This window comes from Streptomyces sp. NPDC107500 (assembly GCF_055582785.1).
The window spans coordinates 369,123-392,083 of sequence record NZ_JBVJPF010000008.1; the positions used below are offsets into that span (position 1 = coordinate 369,123).

23 protein-coding genes are annotated in these 22,961 nt (G+C 74.6%); 14 read left to right on the plus strand and 9 right to left on the minus strand.

Annotated elements, in window-relative coordinates; all coding sequences use genetic code 11:
• Positions 1 to 50: 50 nt before the first annotated feature.
• The 3 genes from ACZ67M_RS30890 to ACZ67M_RS30900 are packed head-to-tail and all read left to right on the plus strand — an operon-like array spanning position 51 to position 2,141.
• Positions 51 to 563, plus strand: coding sequence for a DUF2771 domain-containing protein (locus ACZ67M_RS30890; RefSeq protein WP_361357371.1), 513 nt, complete (start codon positions 51 to 53; stop codon positions 561 to 563).
• Positions 533 to 1,303 (plus strand): futalosine hydrolase, encoded by a 771-nt coding sequence (locus ACZ67M_RS30895; RefSeq protein WP_469853709.1) that lies wholly within the window; start codon positions 533 to 535, stop codon positions 1,301 to 1,303. Before ACZ67M_RS30890 ends, ACZ67M_RS30895 begins: the two co-directional genes overlap by 31 nt.
• Entirely contained in the window at positions 1,275 to 2,141 is an 867-nt protein-coding gene (locus ACZ67M_RS30900) for a 1,4-dihydroxy-6-naphthoate synthase (protein WP_392015808.1), read from the plus strand. The genes ACZ67M_RS30895 and ACZ67M_RS30900 overlap by 29 nt, the downstream gene beginning before the upstream one ends.
• A gap of 13 nt (positions 2,142 to 2,154) precedes the next feature.
• Here the strand turns inward: ACZ67M_RS30900 and ACZ67M_RS30905 are convergent, their stop codons facing one another.
• Complete coding sequence (locus tag ACZ67M_RS30905; protein ID WP_053132946.1) at positions 2,155 to 2,538, minus strand: cold-shock protein; 384 nt, start codon at positions 2,536 to 2,538, stop codon at positions 2,155 to 2,157.
• A 174-nt stretch (positions 2,539 to 2,712) separates the two neighbouring features.
• Between ACZ67M_RS30905 and ACZ67M_RS30910 the strand changes: the two genes are divergently transcribed.
• Entirely contained in the window at positions 2,713 to 2,985 is a 273-nt protein-coding gene (locus tag ACZ67M_RS30910) for a hypothetical protein (protein WP_307013243.1), read from the plus strand.
• On the opposite strand, the gene ACZ67M_RS30915 is transcribed toward ACZ67M_RS30910, so the two are convergent.
• Positions 2,940 to 3,596 carry an HAD family hydrolase gene (locus tag ACZ67M_RS30915; protein WP_392102484.1) on the minus strand — a complete coding sequence of 219 codons (657 nt, stop codon included), beginning with the start codon at positions 3,594 to 3,596 and terminating at the stop codon, positions 2,940 to 2,942. The two genes, ACZ67M_RS30910 and ACZ67M_RS30915, sit on opposite strands and share 46 nt — an antisense overlap.
• A 269-nt stretch (positions 3,597 to 3,865) precedes the next feature.
• Positions 3,866 to 4,876 carry a hypothetical protein gene (locus ACZ67M_RS30920; RefSeq protein WP_469853710.1) on the minus strand — a complete coding sequence of 337 codons (1,011 nt, stop codon included), beginning with the start codon at positions 4,874 to 4,876 and terminating at the stop codon, positions 3,866 to 3,868.
• A gap of 138 nt (positions 4,877 to 5,014) precedes the next feature.
• Here ACZ67M_RS30920 and ACZ67M_RS30925 point away from each other — a divergent pair, with 138 nt between their 5' ends.
• The 3 genes from ACZ67M_RS30925 to ACZ67M_RS30935 all read left to right on the plus strand — a co-directional run bounded on the left by ACZ67M_RS30925 (position 5,015) and on the right by ACZ67M_RS30935 (position 9,910).
• Positions 5,015 to 7,567, plus strand: coding sequence for a helicase-associated domain-containing protein (locus ACZ67M_RS30925; protein WP_469853711.1), 2,553 nt, complete (start codon positions 5,015 to 5,017; stop codon positions 7,565 to 7,567).
• A 399-nt stretch (positions 7,568 to 7,966) separates the two neighbouring features.
• Complete coding sequence (locus tag ACZ67M_RS30930; RefSeq protein ID WP_392015821.1) at positions 7,967 to 8,182, plus strand: hypothetical protein; 216 nt, start codon at positions 7,967 to 7,969, stop codon at positions 8,180 to 8,182.
• Positions 8,183 to 8,263: 81 nt separating this feature from the next.
• Positions 8,264 to 9,910 carry a DNA repair helicase XPB gene (locus tag ACZ67M_RS30935; protein WP_360891817.1) on the plus strand — a complete coding sequence of 549 codons (1,647 nt, stop codon included), beginning with the start codon at positions 8,264 to 8,266 and terminating at the stop codon, positions 9,908 to 9,910.
• A gap of 30 nt (positions 9,911 to 9,940) precedes the next feature.
• Here the strand turns inward: ACZ67M_RS30935 and ACZ67M_RS30940 are convergent, their stop codons facing one another.
• Positions 9,941 to 10,126, minus strand: a complete 186-nt coding sequence (locus tag ACZ67M_RS30940) for a hypothetical protein (RefSeq protein WP_163016220.1) — start codon at positions 10,124 to 10,126, stop codon at positions 9,941 to 9,943.
• Between the two features lie 299 nt (positions 10,127 to 10,425).
• Between ACZ67M_RS30940 and ACZ67M_RS30945 the strand changes: the two genes are divergently transcribed.
• The 3 genes from ACZ67M_RS30945 (at position 10,426) to ACZ67M_RS30955 (ending at position 16,170) form a co-directional block, all read left to right on the plus strand.
• Positions 10,426 to 12,474, plus strand: coding sequence for a HelD family protein (locus ACZ67M_RS30945; protein ID WP_469853712.1), 2,049 nt, complete (start codon positions 10,426 to 10,428; stop codon positions 12,472 to 12,474).
• A gap of 157 nt (positions 12,475 to 12,631) precedes the next feature.
• Positions 12,632 to 14,683 carry a WD40 repeat domain-containing serine/threonine protein kinase gene (locus tag ACZ67M_RS30950; RefSeq protein ID WP_469853713.1) on the plus strand — a complete coding sequence of 684 codons (2,052 nt, stop codon included), beginning with the start codon at positions 12,632 to 12,634 and terminating at the stop codon, positions 14,681 to 14,683.
• Positions 14,680 to 16,170, plus strand: a complete 1,491-nt coding sequence (locus ACZ67M_RS30955) for a serine/threonine-protein kinase (RefSeq protein WP_469853714.1) — start codon at positions 14,680 to 14,682, stop codon at positions 16,168 to 16,170. Before ACZ67M_RS30950 ends, ACZ67M_RS30955 begins: the two co-directional genes overlap by 4 nt.
• A 43-nt stretch (positions 16,171 to 16,213) precedes the next feature.
• Here ACZ67M_RS30955 and ACZ67M_RS30960 read toward each other — a convergent pair whose 3' ends face one another.
• The 3 genes from ACZ67M_RS30960 to ACZ67M_RS30970 all read right to left on the minus strand — a co-directional run bounded on the left by ACZ67M_RS30960 (position 16,214) and on the right by ACZ67M_RS30970 (position 18,343).
• The gene (locus ACZ67M_RS30960; RefSeq protein ID WP_469853715.1) at positions 16,214 to 16,903 is read right to left on the minus strand and encodes a copper homeostasis protein CutC; all 690 of its coding nucleotides are present in this window, start codon (positions 16,901 to 16,903) and stop codon (positions 16,214 to 16,216) included.
• Between the two features lie 75 nt (positions 16,904 to 16,978).
• Positions 16,979 to 17,662 carry a maleylpyruvate isomerase family mycothiol-dependent enzyme gene (locus tag ACZ67M_RS30965; protein ID WP_469853716.1) on the minus strand — a complete coding sequence of 228 codons (684 nt, stop codon included), beginning with the start codon at positions 17,660 to 17,662 and terminating at the stop codon, positions 16,979 to 16,981.
• 33 nt (positions 17,663 to 17,695) lie between these two features.
• Positions 17,696 to 18,343, minus strand: coding sequence for a TetR/AcrR family transcriptional regulator (locus ACZ67M_RS30970; protein ID WP_469853717.1), 648 nt, complete (start codon positions 18,341 to 18,343; stop codon positions 17,696 to 17,698).
• Between the two features lie 97 nt (positions 18,344 to 18,440).
• Between ACZ67M_RS30970 and ACZ67M_RS30975 the strand changes: the two genes are divergently transcribed.
• Both ACZ67M_RS30975 and ACZ67M_RS30980 read left to right on the plus strand, forming a co-directional pair.
• Positions 18,441 to 19,103 carry an HD domain-containing protein gene (locus ACZ67M_RS30975; RefSeq protein WP_469853718.1) on the plus strand — a complete coding sequence of 221 codons (663 nt, stop codon included), beginning with the start codon at positions 18,441 to 18,443 and terminating at the stop codon, positions 19,101 to 19,103.
• 9 nt (positions 19,104 to 19,112) lie between these two features.
• The gene (locus ACZ67M_RS30980) at positions 19,113 to 20,180 is read left to right on the plus strand and encodes a GNAT family N-acetyltransferase (RefSeq protein ID WP_469853719.1); all 1,068 of its coding nucleotides are present in this window, start codon (positions 19,113 to 19,115) and stop codon (positions 20,178 to 20,180) included.
• On the opposite strand, the gene ACZ67M_RS30985 is transcribed toward ACZ67M_RS30980, so the two are convergent.
• Together ACZ67M_RS30985 and ACZ67M_RS30990 are read right to left on the minus strand one after the other, a co-directional pair.
• Positions 20,162 to 20,440, minus strand: coding sequence for a DUF4031 domain-containing protein (locus tag ACZ67M_RS30985; RefSeq protein ID WP_385801636.1), 279 nt, complete (start codon positions 20,438 to 20,440; stop codon positions 20,162 to 20,164). The genes ACZ67M_RS30980 and ACZ67M_RS30985 overlap by 19 nt on opposite strands.
• Before the next feature lie 10 nt (positions 20,441 to 20,450).
• A complete protein-coding gene (locus ACZ67M_RS30990) occupies positions 20,451 to 20,831 on the minus strand; it encodes a hypothetical protein (protein ID WP_122619615.1) in 381 nt (126 codons plus the stop codon).
• A gap of 55 nt (positions 20,832 to 20,886) precedes the next feature.
• On the opposite strand from ACZ67M_RS30990, the gene ACZ67M_RS30995 reads away from it, so the two are divergent.
• Positions 20,887 to 21,843: a MurR/RpiR family transcriptional regulator gene (locus ACZ67M_RS30995; protein WP_392102471.1), complete on the plus strand. Its 957-nt coding sequence runs from the start codon at positions 20,887 to 20,889 to the stop codon at positions 21,841 to 21,843.
• A gap of 128 nt (positions 21,844 to 21,971) precedes the next feature.
• On the plus strand, positions 21,972 to 22,907 hold the full coding sequence (gene murQ, locus ACZ67M_RS31000) for an N-acetylmuramic acid 6-phosphate etherase (protein WP_469853720.1): 936 nt from the start codon (positions 21,972 to 21,974) through the stop codon (positions 22,905 to 22,907).
• Positions 22,908 to 22,961: the final 54 nt, after the last annotated feature.

The window sequence follows — 22,961 nt, forward strand, 5'->3', positions numbered from 1 at the left end:
CGCCGTACCCAGGTGGGGGACGGGCCGCGGGCGCCAGATAGCCTTCGCCCATGACCACGTTGCTCCGCGGCACTGCCGCCCTCGGACACGGCGCTGTGCGGCGCCGCCGCGCCGTCGCCGCCGCCGGCGCGGTATCCGCCGGACTGCTCCTGCTGTCCGCCTGTGACAAGCCCACGCCCATGGCCACGGTCACGGTCGGCAGTGACTCGGTCAGCTCCGAGGCCGCCTGCGGCGGGCACGGCGACACACTGGAGACCGCCGAGATCCAGAAGTGCCTCCAGGACGACGACGTCAAGTCCATCTCGGTCAACGCCGACGACACGGTCCGCTTCGGCGTCGACCCGGACGTCGCCGACGAGCGCTGGACGATCCTGATGAACGGTCAGCAGCTGACCGACGACACGGACAACACCTACCGGACGGTCCCGGGCAGCGTGTTCTTCAACGCCCAGTACGGCGCCCAGGGCGACTCCACGCTGGTCACCATCAAGGCCGGCGACGGCAAGGACGACAGCGAGGCGGCCACCGGCCTGTGGTCCTTCAAGCTGAAGAAGGACGACTGACCACGTCCCCCACGCGCGTTCTCGTAGCCACCGCCGTCCCCGCCGAACGGGACGCGGTGGCACGGGCGTTCCCGGAGCCGGCCGCCGAGCTGTCCCGTCCCGGGGTGGCCCTGCACCGCCTCCCGGGCGGCGGCCCGGACCTGCTGGCCGCCGGGGTCGGCCTCGCCCTCGCCGCCGCCTCCACCGCCGCCGCCCTGACCGCCGCGGCGCTCGACGGCGCCCCCTACGGGCTGGTCGTCTCGGCCGGCATCGGCGGCGGCTTCCCGCCCCACGCTCCGGTCGGCTCGCTCGTCGTCGCCGACGCGATCACCGCCGCCGACCTGGGCGCCGAGACCGCCGACGGCTTCCTGCCGGTCACCGACCTCGGCTTCGGCACCGTCACCCACCACCCGCCGCCCGCCCTGGTGCGCGCCACCGCCGCCGCGACCGGCGCCCGCCCCGGCACCGTCCTGACCGGGTCCACCGTCACCGGCACCGCCGAACGCGCCGCGCTGCTGCGCGCCCGCCACCCGGACGCGCTGGCCGAGGCGATGGAGGGCTTCGGCGTCGCCGAGGCCGCCGCCGCGCACGGGGTGCCGGTACTGGAACTGCGCGCCGTCTCCAACCCGGTCGGCCCGCGCGACCGCGCCGCCTGGCGCATCGGCGAGGCCCTCGCGGCGCTGACGGACGCCTTCGGGAAGCTCGCACCCGTCCTCAGGAGTTGGAACCCACATGACGCACACGACCGACCCGACCGCTGAGCCCCTGCGGATCGCGTACTCGCCCTGCCCGAACGACACCTTCGTCTTCGACGCCCTCGCCCACGGCCGGGTGCCGGGCGCGCCCGCCCTCGACGTGACGTTCGCGGACATCGACATCACCAACGGCATGGCCGAACGCGGCGAGTCGGACGTACTGAAGGTGTCGTACGCCGTGCTGCCGTACGTCCTGGACGAGTACGCCCTGCTGCCCTGCGGCGGCGCGCTTGGCCGGGGCTGCGGGCCGCTGGTGCTGACCCGGGAGGCGGACGCGGACCTGCGCGGGCGCACGGTCGCGGTGCCCAGCGAGACGTCGACGGCGTACCTGCTGTTCCGGCTCTGGGCGGCGGACACGGTGCCCGGCGGGGTCGGCGAGATCGTGGTCATGCCGTTCCACGAGATCATGCCGGCCGTGCGGGACGGGAAGGTCGACGCGGGTCTGGTCATCCACGAGGCGCGCTTCACGTACCGGAACTACGGGCTGCACAAGCTCGCCGACATGGGCGAGCACTGGGAGCTGACCACCGGGCTGCCGATCCCGCTCGGCGCGATCATCGCCCGGCGGTCGCTGGGCGCGGAGGCCCTGACCGGGCTGGCCGACGCGGTCCGCGCCTCGGTCCGCGCGGCCTGGGACGACCCGGAGGCCTCCCGGCCCTACGTCATGGAGCACGCGCAGGAGATGGACCCGGCCGTCGCCGACCAGCACATCGGGCTGTACGTCAACGAGTTCACGGCCGACCTCGGCGAGGCCGGCTACGCGGCGATCCGGGGCCTGCTGACGCGCGCGGCGGCCGAGGGACTGGTGCCGGCCCTCGGCCCGGACGCGCTGGCGTTCCCCTGACGGGCGGGCGGGGTCAGACGTCCAACTGGTCGGCGACGGCCCGGAGCAGGCCGGCGATCTTCTTGCCGGCCGTCTTCTCGGGATAGCGGCCCCGCTCCAGCATCGGGGTGATGTTCTCCAGGAGGGTCGTCAGGTCCTGGACGATGGAGGCCAGCTCGTCGGGTTTCTTGCGCTGCGCGGCCGCGACCGAGGGGGCCGGGTCCAGCAGGGTCAGGGACAGCGCCTGATCGCCGCGCTGCCCGGCGACGACGCCGAACTCCACGCGCTGGCCGGGCTTCAGCGCCTCGACTCCGGCGGGAAGGACCGAGGAGTGCACGAAGACGTCACCGCCGTCGTCGCGGGAGAGAAAGCCGAAGCCCTTCTCGCTGTTGAACCACTTGACCTTGCCGGTAGGCACGTCTGTCCTCGTCCTCGTGCTCGTCGGGAAATTGCTCGGAAAACTGCGTGGAAACGGCTCTGGATAGCACTTGGGCGGGTCGTCCTGACCCGCCGGTACCAAGGCTAATGCTCTTCAGGCGGCTGACAAGACGTCCCTCGGTTGTTCCCCAGGGCTGGGAACTACCCTGGTCGAGTGCGTGAACAAACCCAATCGAATTCCGCCGCGCCCGGTGACCGACTGATCCGCGCCGGTGCGATCGTCTTCTTCGTCGGTACGGTGGCCACTCTGGTCACCGTGGCCCCACTGCTGCTGGGGACGACGCCGTTTCCCACCTACATGTTCGGCCTGAGCATGCTGATGGGCGTGGGCTTCCTGATCGCCGGGGCGGGGGTGTTCCAGTCGATCGCGGCCGGGCGCCGTCAGGCCCGCGCGGCGGCCGCCCCGTCGCCCTCGCCGTCTCCGTAGCCCGCGAGCCACTCCGGGAACTCGGTCAGGTCGGCGAGGACCACGTCCGCGCCGGCCGCGCGCAGCTCCCCGGCACCGCACGGGCCGCTGGCCACCGCCACGGAGCGGGCGCCCGCGGCCCGGGCTCCGCGGACGTCGCCGACGTGGTCGCCGACGTAGACGTCCGCGCCGTGCTCGCGCAGCGCGACGGCCTTCTGTTCGGCCCACAGGTTGCCCACCACGGCGTCCGGCTCGATGCCGAGGTGCGCCAGGTGCAGCTTGGCGTTGGGTTCGTACTTGGCGGTGACGACGAGCGTCCGCCCGCCGGCCGCGCGGACGGCGGCGACGGCCTCCCGGGCGCCGGGCAGCGCGAGCGTCGGCTCGATCGCGTACGACGGGTACATCTCCCGGTAGAGGTCGGCGGTGGCGGCGATCTCCTCGGCCGGGAACCAGTTGGCCAGTTCCTCCACCAGCGGCGGCCCCAGCCGCGTCACGGCCAGGTCGGCGTCGACGTACGTCCCCGTCCGCTCGCTCAGCGCCAGGTAGCAGGCCCGGATGCCGGGCCGCGAGTCGATCAGCGTCATGTCGAGATCGAAGCCGACGGTGGGGGCGGTACGGGTGGTGAAGGCCATGGCCCCCATTGTGCAGGTCCCCGCGACGGCACCGACCGGGCCCCTGGCCGCCAGGCCGCCAGGCCGCCGGAAACGACCCGGGGCGCCCCCGCTCCGGCCGCAGGCGGGCAGAGGAAGGACCCGAAGCCGCGCTCCCGTCCACGGCCGGCCGCGGAAGGCACCGTCCCGGCACCGGCGATCCGCCCGAGCCGCGCCGCCAGGCACACCGGGCCCGCGCGATCCGCACGGCGGGGCCGGGAGGCGTGCCCGGCGCCTTGTGCGGGGAGCGTTCAGCCCCGCGGGCGGCGGGAGTGCCAGAGCAGGTACAGGGCCGTGGCGACGGCGGCGCCGCGCAGGACCCAGGGCCAGGTCTCGGTGACCGCGTCGTTCATGTGGCCCTCGGCGATCGGGTCGCCCCAGCGGCCCTCCGTGCGGCCCCACAGCCAGACCACACCGGCGGCGGCGACCGTGCCGGGCAGGCCCAGGACGGCCCACTTCGACTGGGCCGCGGTCAGGCGGCGCGAGAGGTAGGCGATCAGCCAGCCCAGGCCCAGGGCGACGAGGTTGCCGAGGACGGCGCCGACGACCAGAAGCCCGGCCGCGATCAGCAGCAGGGGGTTGTTCCAGCCGCCCTCGGGCCGGGGCCGGGCCAGGCGGAACAGCCTCCGCGTCCGCCCTGCCGGGACCGGCTCCACGACCTGCTCCACCACGGCGGGCTTCGCGGCGGTGGCGTCCTTCTTCCCGGCCTCGTCCTCGGGCTTCGGCGGCGGCTTGAGCAGCTCCGGGATCTCCACCCCGCCGACGAACCCGGGCACGCTGTCGCCCACGGCGCCGAACGGGCCGCCCTCCACCCGCCACCAGTCCGGCTGCGGACCGCGGGCGCCGCCTCCCAGCTCCTGCGCGCTCGCCACATGGGGTGGGGAGGCGGCCGGCTGTTCGGGCGCGGGTTCGGGCGCGTTCCGCCGCAGGCCCTTGCGGCGCTCGGCCTTGCGGGGGTCCGCCTTGCGGGGGTCCGTGTCCCGCTGCTCGGGCACCGCGGTCGGCGGCGGCACCTGCGCCGGGCGGACCCCGCTCGTGCCGCCCGCCGCGTCGACGAGGTCGTCGGGGCTGCCGAGCCGGTCCAGGATGCGCCGGACGGCGGCGGGACTGTCCACGGTGGTCCTGGCCCGGTGCCGGTCGATCTCGTTGCGCAGCTCGGAGACCAGCCGCATGCGCGCGGCCGACGGCAGCTGCCGCTGCTGGGCCACGTCGCCGACGCGGCTCAGATACTCGTAGACGACCTGGTCGCTCTCGATCCCCACGGACCCCTCCGGGGCGGTGTGTTGTGGTAGCCCGTCGGACGAAGGTACCGAATCTCCCGGTGGGCGGCGGACACCCCCGCGTACGGCACCGGCGCACGCGGCCCCCCGCCGTCACCCCCACCCGCTAACGTGGACCGGATGAGCACCGAGGAGAAGTCCGCGGCCCCCCGGTCCCTCGCGGAGGCGCTCCGTGTCCGGGACGACGTCTCGCTGGCCGCCCTCCTGCGCAGCCGTCCCGACCTCATCACCCCTGTGCCCACCGACCTGACGCAGCTCGCCACCCGGGCCGGCACCCGGGCCTCGGTCGTGCGGGCGCTGGAGCGTCTGGACCGGTTCGCGCTCCAGACGGCGGAGGCACTGGCCGTGGCGTCGGACCCGGCGCCGTACGGCGAGCTGCTCGGTCTGATGGCGGGCGACGACGAGGACCCGGCCGTCGCCGCGGCGCTGCCCCGGGCCGTCGCCCTGCTGCGCGAGCAGGCCCTGGTATGGGGCGCCGACGACCGGCTGCGGCTGGTGCGCACCGCCCGTGAGCTGCTCGCGCCCTCCCCGCAGCACCCGTCCCCCACGGGTCTGGGGCCGACCGTGCGGGAGGCGACCGCCGGGATGTCGCCGGGGCGGATCCAGGAGATCCTCACCACCGCCGGTCTGCCCTCGACCCACGACTCGGTGTCCGCGGTGACCGCGCTCGCCACCCTGTTCGCCGACCGGCGCCGGATGACGGCCCTCCTGGCCGGGCTGCCCGAGGAGTCGCGGGAGGTGCTGGCCCGGCTGGTGTGGGGACCCCCGTACGGGCAGGTCACCCACGACCCGGCGGCGCACCTGCGCACGCTCCTCGACCGCGGCCTGCTGCTGCCCACCGCGCCCGGCACGGTCGTCCTGCCGCGCGAGGTCGCCCTGCACCTGCGCGCGGGCCGCGCGCACCAGGCGCCCGAGCCGGCCCCGCCGGCGGTGGAGGCCGCCGCCACGCACCGTCCACAGGTTGTGGACGCCACCGCGGCCGGGCAGGCCCTCGCGGCGCTGGCGACCGTGACCGAGCTGCTGAAGGAGTGGGACGAGGGCGGTCCGACGGTGCTGCGGGCCGGCGGGCTGAGCGTGCGCGACCTCAAGCGCACCGCCGTCGCCCTGGACCTGCCCGAGCCGGTCGCCGCCTTCTGGCTGGAACTCGCCTACGCGGCCGGGCTGATCGCCTCCGACGGCGAGGCCGACGAGCGGTACGCGCCGACCCCGGCGTACGACGAGTGGCGGGAGCTACCGCCCGCCGAGCGCTGGGCGGGCCTCGCGCAGACGTGGCTGACGGCGACCCGGACGCCGGGTGTGGTCGGCGGGCGGGACGCGAAGGACCGGACGCTCTCCGCGCTGGGCCCGAACCTGGACCGTTCGGCGGCGCCGGAGGTACGGCACCGGGTGCTGGCCCTGCTGGCGGGCCTGCCCGAGGGGGCCTCGCCCACCGAGGAGTCGGTGCTGGCCCGGCTGCGCTGGGAGCGCCCCCTGCGCGGCCCCGAGCGGGACCGGCGGGAGGACGACCTGCGGACCCGGCTCGCCCGGTGGACGCTGTCCGAGGCCGAGCTGCTGGGCGTCACCGGCCGCGGCGCGCTGGCCGCGCCGGGGCGGGCGCTGATCGGGGCGCCCGAGCCGCCGCACCCGGCGAAGGATCCCGAGGGCCCCGGCGACAAGCTCCCCGTCCACCACCGCCCGCCCGCGCCGCCGGCTCCCCCGGCCCCCGGCGAACGGGCCGCCGCCGCCGCGACCGCCGCCCGGCTGCTGGCGCCGCTCCTCCCGGAGCCGCTGGACCACGTGCTGCTCCAGGCCGACCTCACGGCGGTGGCCCCGGGCCCGCTGGAGCGTCCGCTGGCCGACCTGCTGGGGGTGCTCGCGGACGTGGAGTCCAAGGGCGGGGCGACCGTCTACCGGTTCACGCCGGGGTCGGTGCGCCGGGCGCTGGACGCCGGGCAGACCGCCGCCGACCTGCACACCTTCCTGGCCCGGCACTCCCGCACTCCGGTGCCGCAGCCCCTGACGTACCTGATCGACGACGTGGCCCGGCGGCACGGGCGGCTGCGGGTGGGCGCGGCCTCGGCGTACGTGCGCTGCGACGACGACGCGACGCTGGACGAGATCCTCGCCGACCGGCGGGGCGCCGGTCTGGGCCTGCGCCGCCTCGCGCCGACCGTGCTGGCCGCGCAGGCCGAGCCGGCGGCGCTGCTCGAAGGGCTGCGCGCGATGGGGTTCGCGCCGGCCGCCGAGTCCGCCGCGGGCGATGTGCTGATCGCGCGGGCCGATGCCCGCCGCACCCCGCCGCGGGCGGCGCCGGAGCCGGTCCCGGACGGTCCGCCGGCACCCGACGACACCCTGCTGGCGGCCGCGATCCGCGCCGTCCGGGCGGGCGACCTGGCGTCCACGGCCCCGCGCAAGCCGGGCCCCGGGGACGGCGAGGGCGGTGCGGCGGGCGGCGAGCTGCCCCGCACGGGCGCCGCCGAGACGCTCGCGACCATGCAGGCGGCCGTGCTGACCGGCGAGGCGCTGTGGATCGGCTACGTGAACGCGGAGGGCTCCGCCAGCCAGCGCGTGATCGCCCCGATCCGGGTGGAGGGCGGCTTCGTCACGGCGTACGACCACACGGCGGACGAGGTGCGCACCTATCCGCTGCACCGCGTCACGGGCGTGGCGGAACTGGCCGACGACGCGACGTGACACGCCCTCTTTCGGGCGTACGCGCCGGTTCATGCACGCCACGCCGGGTGATTCGCACCTGAGAGGGAGCTTTTTTCATAAACCGCATCGACCTTTCGGTGGTCGGGCAGCCACGGGGTGTCCTGCACCGAAACCGAAAGGAAGCACCCGATGCGTACTGCCGTTCGCCGAGTCGCCACCGTCCTGGCCTCCACCGCGACCCTGATCGCGGCGTTCGCCGCCGAGGCCGCCGCGGTCGGCATCGACCTGGGTGGAGGCGTCACCCTCTGACCGCCCGCTGATCCGTCACATCCCCTTCCGGCGGGCCGGGCTCCCAGCCCCCCTGGGCCCGGCCCGCTCCGGATCACCTTTCCTCCCCCTCCCCCCTCGCCCCCTCCCCCTCGCTCCGGAAGGCTCCTCATGCGTCACAAGACCGCCGAACCCCTCCGCTCCACCGCCCGTTCCGCCGTCGCCGTCTCCGTGGCCGCCCTGATCACCGCCGCGGCGCTGTTCGGCGCGCTCGCCCCCAAGGCCGCCGCGCTGCCGCTCCCGCTGCCGGTCACCGGCGTGGAGCCGCTGGTCACCGAGGGGGTCACCATCGAGGGGCCGCTGATCAACAACATCGGTCTCAAGTAGTCCGGCGGCGCGATCAGGCACACTGGACGTTTGGCCGATCCGTCCAGTCGCCGTCGGCCTGTGCGCGAAAGGGTGCCGCCCGTGAATGGTCCGCTGATCGTCCAGTCCGACAAGACCCTGCTCCTGGAAGTCGACCACGAGCGGGCCGGTGACTGCCGTCGGGCCATCGCGCCGTTCGCCGAGCTGGAGCGGGCGCCCGAGCACATCCACACCTACCGGGTGACACCGCTGGGCCTGTGGAACGCGCGGGCGGCCGGCCACGACGCCGAGCAGGTCGTGGACGCCCTCGTCGAGTACAGCCGCTACCCCGTGCCGCACGCGCTGCTCGTCGACATCGCCGAGACGATGGACCGCTACGGCCGCCTCACCCTCTCCAAGCACCCTGCGCACGGCCTCGTCCTGACGACGACCGACCGGCCGGTGCTGGAGGAGGTCCTGAAGTCGAAGCGGATCGCGCCGCTGGTCGGCACCCGCATCGACCCCGACACGGTGGCCGTGCACCCCTCCGAGCGCGGGCAGATCAAGCAGACGCTGCTCAAGCTCGGCTGGCCCGCCGAGGACCTCGCCGGGTACGTCGACGGCGAGGCGCACCCGATCGAGCTGGCGGAGGACGGCTGGGCGCTGCGCCCGTACCAGAAGCAGGCGGTGGAGAACTTCTGGCACGGCGGCAGCGGTGTCGTCGTCCTGCCCTGCGGTGCGGGCAAGACGCTGGTCGGGGCCGGTGCGATGGCGCAGGCCAAGTCGACGACGCTGATCCTCGTCACGAACACCGTCTCGGCCCGGCAGTGGAAGCACGAGCTGGTGAAGCGCACGTCGCTGACCGAGGACGAGATCGGCGAGTACAGCGGCACGAGGAAGGAGATCCGGCCGGTCACCATCGCCACGTACCAGGTGCTGACGACCCGGCGGAAGGGCGTCTACCCGCACCTGGAGCTGTTCGACTCCCGGGACTGGGGGCTGATCGTCTACGACGAGGTGCACCTGCTGCCGGCGCCGGTCTTCAAGTTCACCGCCGATCTCCAGGCCCGGCGGCGGCTCGGGCTGACCGCGACCCTCGTCCGCGAGGACGGCCGCGAGTCCGACGTCTTCTCCCTCATCGGCCCGAAGCGGTTCGACGCGCCGTGGAAGGAGATCGAGGCGCAGGGCTACATCGCGCCCGCCGACTGCGTGGAGGTCCGGGTCAACCTCACCGACTCCGAGCGGCTGGCCTACGCCACCGCCGAGACGGAGGAGAAGTACCGCTTCTGCGCGACGACCGACACCAAGCGGAAGGTGACGGAGGCGATCGTGCGGCGCTTCGCCGGGCAGCAGATCCTCGTCATCGGCCAGTACATCGACCAGCTCGACGAACTGGGCGAGCACCTGGGCGCGCCGGTGATCAAGGGCGAGACGTCCAACGCCCAGCGGGAGAAGCTCTTCGACTCCTTCCGGCAGGGCGAGATCAGCGTGCTCGTCGTCTCCAAGGTCGCGAACTTCTCGATCGACCTGCCGGAGGCGACGGTCGCGATCCAGGTGTCGGGCACCTTCGGCTCCCGGCAGGAGGAGGCGCAGCGGCTCGGCCGGGTGCTGCGTCCGAAGGCCGACGGTCACCAGGCGCACTTCTACTCGGTCGTCGCCCGCGACACCCTCGACCAGGACTTCGCCGCCCACCGCCAGCGCTTCCTGGCGGAACAGGGCTACGCGTACCGGATCATGGACGCGGACGAGGTGCTCGGCGAGGGGGTCTGAGGAGGCCTGCCGAGTCCCGTCGGTCCGGGGTCAGCGGCGGCGGACGCCGGCCTCCTCGCCGTACTCGCCGAGGATCACCACGTCGAAGGCGGCGCCCGCGAACACCCGCACGGCGCGCACGGCGTCGCCGAGCCGGTGCCGGTGGCTGCCGGCCACGGGCGTGGCACCGGACGCACGGACCGGTGCCGGGGCGGGGTACATGGTTGCTGCGCTCATGTCTCCATGGTGCGACCGCGCGGCCCCGACCGGCATCGGTCTCGGGACCGAACCCGCGCCGCCCCCGCGTACACCTCCCGGGGGACGGGTGCCCCTCAGGTCGGAGGGCCCGTCCCCTAGGGGTCAGGCGGGGGATGACACCCGAGGGTGGAAAAGGGTTGGCCCGCCCGCCGCCCCCTCCTCTAAAATCTCCGCTCTTGCCCGCCTCCCTCACGGAGTGCCGTCGTCCGGTTGGAAACCGGTCGGCTTCCCGCGCGCGCCCGCGCCCACCGCACCGCAGGTCACCCGGAGGCACCGCCTTGTCCACGCCCGTCCACGACGACCCCCTGTCCCGCGAGCGCGACCACCTGGCCGCCTCGCGCTCCGCCCTGCGCGCCATGCGCGAGGACGTGGAGACCCTCGACATCTCCGACGTGACCGCGAACTGGGTCAACGCCGCTGTCCTGGAACGCCAGATCGAGGACCGCATCAAGGCGCTGGCCGACCTCAGCGAGACCCCGCTGTTCTTCGGCCGGCTCGACTACCTGCACGCTCCCGGTGCCGAGCGGGCCGAGGGCGCGGAGGGCGAGCGCTTCTACGTCGGGCGCCGGCACGTGCACGACGCGGACGGCGACCCGATGGTGATCGACTGGCGGGCGCCGGTCTCGCAGCCGTTCTACCGGGCGTCGAAGAACGAACCGCTGGACGTCTCGCTGCGCCGCCGCTTCGGCTACACCGGCGGGGACCTCACGGCGTACGAGGACGAGCACCTGTCCGACCCGGCCGAGGCGGCGGCCACCAGCAAACTGCTTCAGCAGGAGATCGAGCGGCCGCGCGTCGGGCCGATGCGGGACATCGTCGCGACGATCCAGCCCGAGCAGGACGAGATCGTGCGCGCCGGGCTCACCGGCTCGGTCTGCGTGCAGGGCGGCCCCGGCACCGGCAAGACCGCCGTCGGCCTGCACCGGGTCGCCTACCTCCTGTACGCCCACCGCGAGCGCCTGGCCCGCACCGGCACGCTGGTCATCGGGCCGAACCGGTCCTTCCTGCACTACATCGAGCAGGTCCTCCCGGCCCTCGGCGAGCTGACGGTCCGCCAGGCCACCGTCGAGGACCTGGTCGGCCACGTCGAGGTGCGCGGCGCGGACGAGGCGGCGACGGCGGTGGTCAAGGGCGACGCGCGGATGGCGGAGGTGCTGCGCCGGGCCCTGTACGCGCACGTCTCCCCGCCCGCCGAGGGGATCGTCGTGGTACGCGGCTCGCGGCGCTGGCGGGTGGCGGCGTACGAGCTGGAGGAGATCGTCCGCGAGCTGCTCGCCCGCGACATCCGCTACGGCGCCGCCCGCGAGGCGCTGCCCCAGCGCATCGCGCACCTCGTGCTGGTGCAGATGGAGCGGGCGGGCGAGGCACCGGACGACCGGGTGCAGAACGCGGTGGCGCGCAACGCGGCCGTGAAGGCACTGGTGAAGTCGGTCTGGCCGCCGGTCGACCCCGCCAAGCTGGTCCTGCGGCTCCTCTCCGACGCGGACTTCCTCGCCGAGCACGCCGCGGGGGTCCTCTCCGAGGACGAGCAGAAGGCGGTGCTGTGGGTGAAGCCGGCCCGCTCGGTGAAGTCCGCCAAGTGGTCGCCCGCGGACGCCGTGCTGATCGACGAGGCGACCGACCTGGTCGAGCGCACCCACTCGCTCGGGCACGTGGTCCTCGACGAGGCGCAGGACCTCTCCCCGATGCAGTACCGCGCGGTGGGCCGGCGCTGCACCACCGGCTCGGCGACCGTCCTCGGCGACCTGGCGCAGGGCACCACGCCGTGGGCGACCCGGAGCTGGGCCGAGGCGCTGGGGCACCTGGGCAAGGGCGAGGCCGTGGTGGAGGAGCTGACGGCCGGTTTCCGCGTGCCGACGGACGTCATCGCCTACGCCTCCCGGCTGCTGCCGCACATCGCGCCGGGCCTGACGCCGGTCGCGTCGATCCGGGAGAACCCGGGCTTCTTCGACGTCCGTACGACACCCGCGGGAACGTCCGGAGTACTGGCGGCCTGCGGTGAGCTGCTCTCCCACGAGGGCTCCGTCGGCCTGATCGCGGCGGACGCGCGGGTGCCGGAACTGGCGGCGGCGCTCGACGCGGCGGGCGTCGGGTACGTCGGGCCGGGCGAGGAGACCACCCACGACACGCGGCTGACCCTGGTGCCCGCCTCGCTGGCCAAGGGCCTGGAGTACGACTACGTGGTCCTGGACGAGCCGCGCGCCGTGGTGGACGGCGAGCCGGACGAGCGAACCGGGCTGCGGCGGCTGTACGTGGCGCTGACACGCGCGGTGTCGGGGCTGATCGTGACGCACGGCGCGGGCCTGCCCCCGCAGCTGACCGCCTGAGCCCGCGCCGGCCCCGACGGCCGCACGGGTGGTGCCGCCGTGCCGTCGCGCGGTGATGGACGGATTGTGAAAGGTGTAGCGAACAGCGGTTGCTGAACAGTAGTCAGCTCTTATCCTGCAGCACCGGTCACAATGCGGACGAAGCAGGGGGGCTTGCGTGAGGGAGCAGCTGGGGCCGAACGACCCGCGCCGGGTCGGACCGTACCTTCTCGTGGGATCGCTGGGCCGCGGGGGGACGGGGCGGGTGTTCCTGGGCCGCTCCCGCGGCGGCCGCCTCGTCGCGGTCAAGGTCGTCGACGGCGCGCTCGCCGACGATCCCGAGTTCCGCGTCCGGTTCGCGCAGGCGGCCCGGGCCGCGCGCGGTGTCGGCGGGTTCTACGCCGCCCAGGTGCTGGACGCCGGGCCGGACGACGACCCGCCGTGGCTCGCGTCGGCCTACGTCGCCGGGCCCTCCCTGGAGGAGGCGGTGCGCGCGCACGGCCCGTTGCCGTACCCGACGGTGCGGGCGCTCGGCTCGGGCCTGGCCGAGGGGATCGCCGCCCTGCACGGTGCGGGGCTCGTGCACGGCGGCCTGAAGCCGGGCAACGTGCTCCTCTCCGACGACGGGCCCCGGATCACCGATTTCGCCCTCGCCCGGGCCGTGGAGGCCGCGCATCCGTCGTTGACGGTGAGCGCCGAGCACGGCGCGTTCATGGCGCCCGAGACGGTGCGCGGGCAAGGCGCCGGACCCGGGTCGGACGTCTTCTCCCTGGCCGGTGTCCTGGTGTTCGCCGCCACCGGGCGCGGCCCCTTCGCGGGGGGCGCCGGGGCCGAGGTGCTCCACCGCGTCGTCAACGCCGAGCCGGACCTCACCGGCGTACCGGACCCGCTGGCCGGCCCGCTCGCGGCCTGCCTCGCGAAGGACCCCGAGCAACGGCCGGGCCTGGAGGAACTGCTCGCGCGGTTGGCCCCGGACGGCGGGCCCGGCGCGGCGTGGCTGCCACCGCCGGTCGCGGCCATGGTGGACGGGCAGCGGGCGTTCCCGGAGGCGAGCCCCGTACGGCGGCGGGCACTCCTGCTGGGCGCGGCCGGGGTGGCAGCGGCGGCGGTGGCCACGGGCGTCTGGCTCGCCTCCGGATCCGGCGAGGGGGACGGCGCGGGCGGGACGGAGGCCGGGACCGGCGGCGGGGCGAAGGGCGGGGCCGGGGCCGGGGGTGCCGGCCTGAAGCTCACACCGACGCAGACGATCGACCTGGGCAAGACCGACGACGGTGTGGCCGTCGCCTACAGCCCGGACGGCAAGCGTCTCGCCGCGGGCCTGAAGAACCGGGTCGCCCTGTGGGACACGGCCAACGGGTCCCTGCTCGCCACCCTGGCCTCGAAGCAGGAGGGCCGCGCCCACTGCGTCACGTTCAGCGGTGACGGTCTGCTCGCCCTCGGCTCACTGCTGGCCCCGTCCGCGGACAACGGCGGCGCGCTGGGCGACGGAGGCGTCACGGTCTGGGACGCCGCCTCGCGCGAGGAGGTGGCGCGTTTCACCGCGTCCTTCCAGGGAGGCTTTCTGCGCGTGATGGAGTCGCTGGCGTTCAGTCCGGACGGCAGCGTCCTCGTGGGCACCGGCCCCGGGCCGCGCGACAGCTGCGGCGAGCTGGCCCTGTGGGACATGCGCTCCGCCAAGCACATGAGGAACCTGGTCGTCGGAGCGGGCAAGGCCGCCAGGACCTCCGCGGTGCACAGTGTCGCCTTCAGCCCCGACGGCAAACTGCTGGCCGCGGGGTACGGAGGCGGTCTGCGGGGCGGAGTGGCCCTGTACGACACCGCGTCGTGGTCGCCGGTCGCGACGCTGCCGCTGGAGGACACGGACGCCTTCGGTGTCACCACGGTCGCCTTCACCCCGGACGGCAAGAGCCTGGCCGCGACCTTCGGCGGCGTCGCGTTGTGGGACGTCGCCACGCGCGGGCTCGTCGCCAGGATCGGCGAGGCGAACGGCCAGAAGCAGAGCCTGGCGATCAGCCCCGACGGTTCCGTCGTGGCCGCGGGAGGCGGTGGCCACGCGGTGGCGGGCCACATCGGAGTGTGGGACATGGCGACCCGCAAGGAGCTGGTCGCCGTCCCCGCGGGCCGCAGCGGTGTCGGCGACATGGCCTTCCACCCCGACGGCCGCTCCCTCGCCACCGCCCACACCAACGCGAAGCTGGTCACCACCGTGCAGCTGTGGTCCGTCGGGTGAGCCATCCCCTGGCGCCGGGCGACCCGCGCCGGGTCGGCCCCTACCGGCTCGTCGGCAGACTCGGCCGGGGCGGGATGGGGCAGGTCTTCCTGGGCCGGTCGCAGGGCGGACGGCTCGTCGCGGTGAAGCTGGTCAATCCGGAGCTGTCCGAGGACGTGGAGTTCCGGCGGCGGTTCGCGCTGGAGGCGGAGGCGGCCCGCAAGGTCGGCGGCTTCTACACCGCCCAGGTGGTCGACGCGGGCGTGCACGACGACCCGCCGTGGCTGGTCACCGCCTACATCCCCGGACCCTCCCTCCAGCAGGCGGTTCGGGCGCACGGCCCGCTCCCGTACGCTGCGCTGCGCGTACTCGGTTCGGGTCTGGCCGAGGGTCTCGCGGCCATCCACGACTGCGGTCTGGTCCACCGTGACCTGAAGCCCGCCAACGTCATCCTCGCGGACGACGGGCCCCGCGTCATCGACTTCGGCATCGCCAGGGCTCTCGACTCGGCGCACCTGACCGCCTCGGCGATCGGCACACCCGGCTTCATGTCGCCCGAGCAGTGCCTGGGCCGCGAGACCGGCCCCGCCTCCGACGTCTTCGCCCTCGGTTGCGTCCTGGCCTACGCGGCGACCGGCCGCAGCCCCTACGGGCAGGGCAACGCGGTCGCGCTGCACTACCGGACCGTGCACGAACCCCCTGACCTGACCGGTGTACCGACCGAACTCGCCGGATTCCTGGAGGCCTGCCTGTCGGCGGCACCGGAGCGGAGACCGTCCGTCGCCGAGGCACTGGAACGGCTGGCTCCGGACGGGGCCGACGCCGAGTGGCTGCCCGCGGAACTGAGCGCGATGGTGCGTGAACGCCGGGCGGAGACAAAGGTGCTGGCGACCGGGGACGTCCCGGCGGACACCCCGGCGACGCGTTCCGGCCCGGACCGGTCACGGTGGGTCCGGTGGATCGCCTTGCCGGTCGTCGCGTGCGCGGCGCTCGCCGCCGGTGCCTGGGGTGCGGTGGCCTGGCTCGGTGAGCCGGACGGCGGCGGCTCGGCCGGCTCCGGTGCCACCCACAGCGGGAAGCCCGCCGCGGACGGCGGCGATCCGTGCGGGATCATCGACAACGACCTCATCCAGGGGCACCGGCTCGTCGACACCGGGTCGAGGGGCGGATACAGCGGCAGCGGTACGGCAGTGACCTCCTGTCGGTGGCAGACGGCCGAATTCGGCGACCCCGACCGGGGCATCGACGCCTTCTACACCCTCGCGTACGGCCCGGACCCCATCGAGGTGATCACCGAAGGCCGTCGGAGCGATCCGGTGGACCTGTCCGGCATCCCGGGCGCGGATGCCTACTCCAACCCCGCGGAGAGCGCCTGCGAGGTGACATGGCCGACGTCGTTCGGACACGCCACCGTCTTCGCCACCGAACCGGACAACGTCCTGGGCGGACTGGACTGCGAGATCGTGGGGAGGTTCGCGGAGTCGGTCTACGCGAGGGCGCCGAAGTAGCCGAGCCGCCCACGGCACGGTCGCCGGGCCCGGCCGGGAAGGCTCAGCCCCCCAGCACCCGCCGCCACTGGGCGACCGCCTCCGCCGACACCGGCCCAGCCCACCCGGAGGGCCTCGCCGCGCCGCCGATGTGGAACGCGTCGATTCCCGCCGCCAGCAGCCCCGGGACGTGGTCGAGGCGCAGGCCGCCGCCGACGAGGAGCTGCTGCTCGTAGCCCGGCTCGCCCCGGCGCCGTGCCTCGGCGAGCAGGACGGTCATGCCCTCGTCCACGCCGCCGGCCGCGCCGGCCGTGAGGTAGGTGTCAAGGCCCGGGAAGTCCCCGAGCTGCTTGCGCAGGGCGTCGCGGTTCGCGGCGCGGTCGATCGCCCGGTGGAAGGTCCACCGGCACCCGTGCAGCACGCCCGCGATCCGCTCCACCGCGTGGAGGTCCACGTCCCCGTCCGGGTCGAGGAACCCGAGGACGAACTCCGTCGCCCCGGCCTCCCGCATCCGGCCGGCCAACCGCGTCAGCCGTTCGACGTCCCCGGCGGCGAACCCGTCCGCGAGGCGCAGCATCACCCGCAGGTCGATGTCGACGGCGGCACGGATCGCGGCGACGGTCTCGGCCGACGGGGTGAGTCCGTCGGCCGCCATGTCGGTGACCAGTTCGAGGCGATCCGCGCCTCCGGCCTGGGCGGCGACCGCGTCCTCGACGTCGAGGGCGATCACCTCCAGGACTGCACGCTTGCTCATGGGACCCCATTCGTCGGCCTGCTACAGGTCTAGTCCAATCCAAGACTACGCCCAGACGGCGGGCCGGGGCGCCCCTCAGTCGCCGAAGAGGTTCAGCTCGGCCGCCTCCACCCCGGCCAGCTCGTATCCGGCCGGGTCGCCCGCCGGCCGGCCCGCGTACAGCCGAACGAGGGTGGCGGCCTCGCCGATGAACCGGCCCGGGGGCCGCTCACCGCTCACCGCGCCGAGTTTCAGGGGCTCGTCCACGTCGTCGAGGTCGGCGTGGAGCGGCACGTGGCCGCGGTCGCGGGTGAGGGTGGCGAGCAGCGCGAGGGCGGCGGGCAGGCTGGGCCCGGCGTACGCGCCCGGCTCGCCCAGGGCCGTCCGCACGTCACCCGCGTGCACCCACTCCCCCAGCGCGACCCCGTCCAGCGCGCCGCCCGCGCGGCCGATCACCGGACCGGCCTCGGTCATGCCGCGCTCCAGCTCGTCCACGACGCGGGCGTTGCTCCAGTCCGCGCGTTCGGCGATGTCGCGGTCGTTGGACTCGGGGGAGAAGACGCCGTCCTCGAAACGGCTTTCCACCACCCGGATGAGCGCGCTGGAGCAGTGCGCCAGCACGTCGCGCACGGTCCAGCCCGGACACGCGGCCACGGGCAGTGCGAAGTCCGCGTCCGCGCGCGCCCGCAGCAGGGGCACCAGCGCGTCCCGCTCGATGGTCAGCAGCCGCCCGGGCAGCTCGGGGTCGCGTACGTCGTTCACGTCGGCAGGAGTCGTCATGGGCCCCACGTTAGGGCCGGGCGGGGCTCGCGGTCAGCGTCCCGACAGGTCGTCGACCTCGGCGTCGAAGAGCAGGGCGGGGTCGAAGCCCATGCCGGTGAAGTGTCCGGCGAGTTCGAGGGAGAGGGCGCCGTGCACGCGGGTCCAGAAGGTGAGGGCGCGGTGCAGGGCCGCGGCGGGGGCCGGGTGGCCGCCCGCCCACTGCCGGTGGCCGTCGAGGTGCGCGTCGAAGTCGGCGGCGGGGCCGTCCGACGGCAGTGCGGCGCAGGCGTCGAGGATGACCGCCATGGTCTCGGCGGCGATCCCGGTGACGTCGTCGGGGGCGTGGTAGCCGGGGACGGGGGTGCCGAAGACGAGGAAGTAGCGCTGGGGGTCGGCGAGTGCCCAAGTGCGCAGGGTGTGCGCGAGGCCGGCGAGGTCGGCGCCGGAGTCGGCGGCCGCCTTGAAGCCGTCGGCGAGGCTGCGGTAGGCGTCCCGCACCAGTTCGGTGATCAGCTCGTCGCGGCCGGCGAAGTACCGGTAGAGCGCGGGCCCGCTCATGCCCATCCGCTTGGCGATCGCGTTGAGCGAGAGCGCGGAGGCGCCCGCCGTGGCGATCTGCTCCCACGCGTGTTCCTTGATCTCCGCGCGCACCTGGGCGCGGTAGCGCTCGCGCGGGGTCTCGGTGCGCGCCTCGGGCATGGTCCGCCGCCTCTCCGCTTCGGTCGCTTCATCGACGCTTCATCGTCAAGATTGAGTTAGAGGCTATCACCGGAGCTACCGCTGGAAGAATGGGCGCATGGCCGACCTCGACGCCCTGCGCTCCCGCTTCGCCCGTGCCCTGGAGGAAGCCGCCGTCCCCGGTTCCGCCCCCGACCCGGCGCCGTACACCGACCGTCTGCTCGCCCGCTGGCAGGAGCCGCACCGGCGGTACCACACGCTCGCGCACCTGACCGCCGTACTGGACCACGTCGACGTACTGGCCGAGCACTCCCGCGACTTGGCCGCCGTCCGGCTCGCCGCCTGGTTCCACGACGCGGTCTACCTTCCCGAGCGCTCCGAGAACGAGGAGCGCTCGGCCCGGCTCGCCGAGCGCGCCCTGGCCGAGGCCGGGGTCCCGGCGGAGCGCACCGCCGAGGTGGCCCGCCTGGTCCGCCTCACCGTCACCCACGCCCCGGCGGACGACGACCGCGACGGACAGGTGCTGTGCGACGCGGACCTGGCGGTCCTCGCCTCGCCGCCGTCGGCGTACGCGGCGTACACGGCCGCCGTGCGCGAGGAGTACCACTTCGTGCCGAACGACGCCTTCCGCGAGGGCCGGGCCGCGGTCCTGCGGCAGCTCCTCGCCCTGCCCCGGCTGTTCCACACCCCGCACGGCCGCCGGGAGTGGGAGGCGACCGCACGCCACAACATCACCGGCGAGCTGGAAATGCTGTCGCTCGGCGACACCCCGGACGCTTAGCCTCCCGGCATGCGAACCATGGGTGGGGAACAGGTGGAGGAAGCCGTCGCGAGCGCCGTCGCGCTGTTGCGGACGGCGGTCGACCGGGACTGGGAGACGGCGCGGGCGGGCCGGCTGGAGTGGAGCTGCCGGTACACGGCGGAGCACATCGCGGGCGATCTCATCGCCTACGCCGGGCAGTTGGCCGGACGCGCCACCGACGCGTACGTCCCCTTCGAGATCACCTTCGACGAGGGCACCGACAATGAGGGCGTGCTCCATGTGATCGAGACGACCTGCGCGCTGCTCGCCGCGACCCTGCGCACCACCCCGCGCGAGGTCCGCGCCTTCCACCCGTACCCCTACCGCAGCGCGAACCGCGAGGGCTTCGCCGCGATGGGGATCGCCGAGGTGTTCCTGCACACCCACGACATCGCCGAAGGTCTCGGGCTGGCCTACGAACCGCCGGCCCGGCTGTGCGCGGACGTCCTCGCCCTGCTCTTCCCGCACGTCCAGCCCGGCCCCGATCCCTGGCGCACCCTGCTGTGGGCCACCGGCCGCGGAGACCTGCCCGGACGTGCCCCGGTCACCGAGTGGCGCTGGCGCAACAACCTGGTGATCCCGGCCGAACGGCTCACCCTCCAGGGCGTCACGCCGGCCGCCGCCACCGACCTCGCCGCGGGCGGCGACGGCGGGTTCGAGTGGGTGGGCGGCGGGCCCTTCCAGGGCACCCGGGACGCCGCCGGGATGCTGCTCAAGGCGTACGAGGGGGGCGTGCACCGGCCGGAGTGGGGCGTGTTCGCCCTGGTGCGCCGGGAGGACGGCCTCGCGGTCGGCGGTATGGGCTTCCACGGGCCGCCGGACGAGGACGGGCGGGTGGAGATCGGCTACGACCTCGCCGAGGCGGCCCGCGGCCACGGCTACGCCACCGAGGCGCTGCGCGCGCTGTCCGCCTGGGCGTTGGCGCGGGACGAGGTGACGTCGGTGTTCGCGACGACCGAGCCCGCCAACGTCGCCTCCCAGGCCGTGATCACCCGCGCCGGCTTCACCCGGGTCGCCGGCGACGAGGGCCAACTCGCCTACGAGCTGCGCGGCTGAGCCGCGCCCTTGCGGCGCCGCAGCCCCGCCCCGTGCAGCAGCCGCACCACCTCGCGGCTGCTGACCTCCAGCGCACCGGCGGACACCGCGTCGGCGTACCGCTGGGCCGGGAGGTCGTAGTGGTCGCGTTCGAAGGCGCGGCGCGGCACGCCCAGCGTCGCGGCGAACGCGTGCAGCTCGGCGTAGGAGACGTCGCTGACCAGGTGCGACCACATGCGGCCGTGGCCCGGCCAGGTCGGCGGGTCGATGTAGACGGTCACCGGGGCGTCCTCACGGGGCGGAGCCGCCGGTGGCGCCGCCCAGCGAACCGACCGCGGCGACCTTCACGCCCGCCTTGCCGCACACCCAGTGCGGGTCGGGACCCAGTTCCGGCTCGACGTCCAGCGCGTGCGGGTCGCCGGAGCCGCAGACCGGGCAGAGCGGCCAGCGGCCGTAGCGCTCCAGCAGGGCGTCCTGCACGTCCTGCGCGACCAGCCCGGCGACGAACTCCGCGCCCTCGGGCCACTGCTCGACCCACCAACGCCGTTGCACGACGGACTCCTCGACCAGTGACACGACGTCCGGCTCGGCGACCTCGCCCGCCACCAGATCGGCGAGCACGAGAGCGCGCGCGGCGTGCAGCGTCTGCTCCAGGGGGCTGATGGGGTCCATGCACCCATTGTGCGCACTCTTGACCCGCGGACCGAAACGAAAATATCTTTCATGAGTGACCGATGAAGTGAAGGAAACTTTCGCGAAGGCCTCCGGGGGCCGTCGCGCCGCCGGCGGCGGGACCGCGCCGCCCGCGCCCGCCGCCCTCGCGGCCAAGGTGCGCACGCTGGCGCCGTCGATGACCCGCTCCATGCAGCGGGTCGCCGAGGCCGTCGCCGGCGACCCGGCCGGCTGCGCCGCCCTCACGGTCACCGGTCTCGCCGAGCTGACCGGCACCAGCGAGGCGACCGTCGTCCGCACCGCCCGGCTGCTCGGCTACCCCGGCTACCGCGATCTGCGCCTCGCCCTGGCCGGGCTCGCCGCCCAGCAGCAGTCCGGCCGCGCGCCCGCCATCACGACCGACATCGCGGTGGACGACCCGATCGCCGACGTCGTCGCCAAGCTGGCCTACGACGAGCAGCAGACCCTCGCCGACACCGCCGCCGGACTGGACACCGGCCAGCTCGGCGCGGCCGTCGCCGCGCTGGCGGCCGCCCGCCGCACCGACGTGTACGGCATCGGCGCCTCCGGCCTGGTCGCCCAGGATCTCACCCAGAAACTCCTGCGCATAGGGCTGATAGCCCACGCCCACAACGACCCGCACCTCGCCGTGACCAACGCGGTGCAGCTGCGCGCCGGGGACGTCGCCCTCGCGATCACCCACTCCGGGTCGACCGGGGACGTCATCGAACCGCTGCGGGCCGCCTTCGAACGCGGCGCGACGACCGTCGCCATCACCGGCCGCCCCGACAGCCCCGTCACGCAGTACGCCGACCACGTGCTGACCACGTCGACGTCGCGGGAGAGCGAGCTGCGGCCGGCGGCGATGTCCTCCCGGACGAGTCAGCTGCTGGTGGTGGACTGCCTGTTCGTGGGGGTGGCGCAGCGGACGTACGACTCGGCCGCGCCGGCTTTGGCGGCGTCCTATGAAGCGCTGGCGCATCGGCACGGGGCGCTCCGCGGGAGACCGTAGGGCTTCATCGTCGTGGGCGGCTGCGGGTCCGTTGTGGCTGGTCGCGCCCACGCGGCGGAGCCGCACATCGAAACAGTCCCGCGCCCCTGGTTGGCACACCGAACGAAGTGGAAAAGGGCCGTATTCTCATGACCTCCACCCCCCATCACCCCGACCTCCGCTCCCAGTTGGAGACCCTCGCCACCGAGGCGTTCCGGCCCGAGCTGGCCGAGATCGATCAGCTGGATACGCTCGACATCGCCCGGACGATGAACGGTGAGGACGCCGGCGTCGCCGCCGCCGTCGCCGCGCGGCTGCCCGAGATCGCGGCCGCGATCGACGCCGTGGCCGCCCGGATGGCACGCGGCGGCCGGCTGATCTACGCGGGCGCCGGAACCGCCGGACGGCTCGGGGTGCTGGACGCCTCGGAGTGCCCGCCCACCTTCAACACCGCCCCGGGACAGGTCGTCGGCCTGATCGCGGGCGGCCCGGACGCCATGGTCACCTCCATCGAGGGCGCCGAGGACTCGCCCGAGCTGGCCCGTGCCGACCTGGAGGCCCTCGGGCTCACCGCCGACGACGCGGTGGTCGGCGTCTCCGCCTCCGGCCGCACCCCGTACGCCGTCGGCGCCGTCGAGCACGCCCGCGCGGTCGGCGCCCTGACCGTGGGGCTGGCCTGCAACGAGGGCAGCGCCCTGGCCGCCGCCGCCGAGCACGGCATCGAGGTCGTCACCGGGCCCGAGCTGATCACCGGGTCGACCCGCCTCAAGGCCGGCACGGCGCAGAAGCTCGTCCTCAACATGCTGTCGACGATCACCATGGTCCGGCTCGGCAAGACGTACGGGAACCTGATGGTGGACGTGCGCGCGTCCAACGAGAAGCTGCGCGCCCGCTCCCGCCGGATCGTCGCGCTCGCCACCGGCGCCGCCGACGCCGACATCGAGCGCGCGCTGACCGCCACCGACGGCGAGGTCAAGCACGCGATCCTGGTCCTCCTCGCCGACGTGGACGGCCCGACCGCGGCCCGCCTCCTGGCGGACTCCGACGGCCACCTGCGGGCGGCGCTGACTGCGGCGAACGGCTGACCCGCGCGACGCCGTCCGGCGGTCCGGGCGGCGGAGGGGTGCCGGGAGGGGTGC

Excerpts from the sequence above, each read along its gene's own strand:
- ACZ67M_RS30890 (WP_361357371.1), top strand. The coding sequence starts at position 51 with ATGACCACGTTGCTCCGCGGCACTGCCGCCCTCGGACACGGCGCTGTG.
- ACZ67M_RS30925 (WP_469853711.1), top strand. The coding sequence starts at position 5,015 with ATGAGCACCGAGGAGAAGTCCGCGGCCCCCCGGTCCCTCGCGGAGGCG.
- ACZ67M_RS30965 (WP_469853716.1), bottom strand. The coding sequence starts at position 17,662 with ATGACGACTCCTGCCGACGTGAACGACGTACGCGACCCCGAGCTGCCC.
- ACZ67M_RS30970 (WP_469853717.1), bottom strand. The coding sequence starts at position 18,343 with ATGCCCGAGGCGCGCACCGAGACCCCGCGCGAGCGCTACCGCGCCCAG.
- ACZ67M_RS30990 (WP_122619615.1), bottom strand. The coding sequence starts at position 20,831 with ATGGACCCCATCAGCCCCCTGGAGCAGACGCTGCACGCCGCGCGCGCT.
- ACZ67M_RS30930 (WP_392015821.1), top strand. The coding sequence starts at position 7,967 with ATGCGTCACAAGACCGCCGAACCCCTCCGCTCCACCGCCCGTTCCGCC.
- ACZ67M_RS30980 (WP_469853719.1), top strand. The coding sequence starts at position 19,113 with ATGCGAACCATGGGTGGGGAACAGGTGGAGGAAGCCGTCGCGAGCGCC.
- ACZ67M_RS30975 (WP_469853718.1), top strand. The coding sequence starts at position 18,441 with ATGGCCGACCTCGACGCCCTGCGCTCCCGCTTCGCCCGTGCCCTGGAG.
- ACZ67M_RS30915 (WP_392102484.1), bottom strand. The coding sequence starts at position 3,596 with ATGGCCTTCACCACCCGTACCGCCCCCACCGTCGGCTTCGATCTCGAC.
- ACZ67M_RS30900 (WP_392015808.1), top strand. The coding sequence starts at position 1,275 with ATGACGCACACGACCGACCCGACCGCTGAGCCCCTGCGGATCGCGTAC.
- murQ (WP_469853720.1), top strand. The coding sequence starts at position 21,972 with ATGACCTCCACCCCCCATCACCCCGACCTCCGCTCCCAGTTGGAGACC.
- ACZ67M_RS30940 (WP_163016220.1), bottom strand. The coding sequence starts at position 10,126 with ATGAGCGCAGCAACCATGTACCCCGCCCCGGCACCGGTCCGTGCGTCC.
- ACZ67M_RS30960 (WP_469853715.1), bottom strand. The coding sequence starts at position 16,903 with ATGAGCAAGCGTGCAGTCCTGGAGGTGATCGCCCTCGACGTCGAGGAC.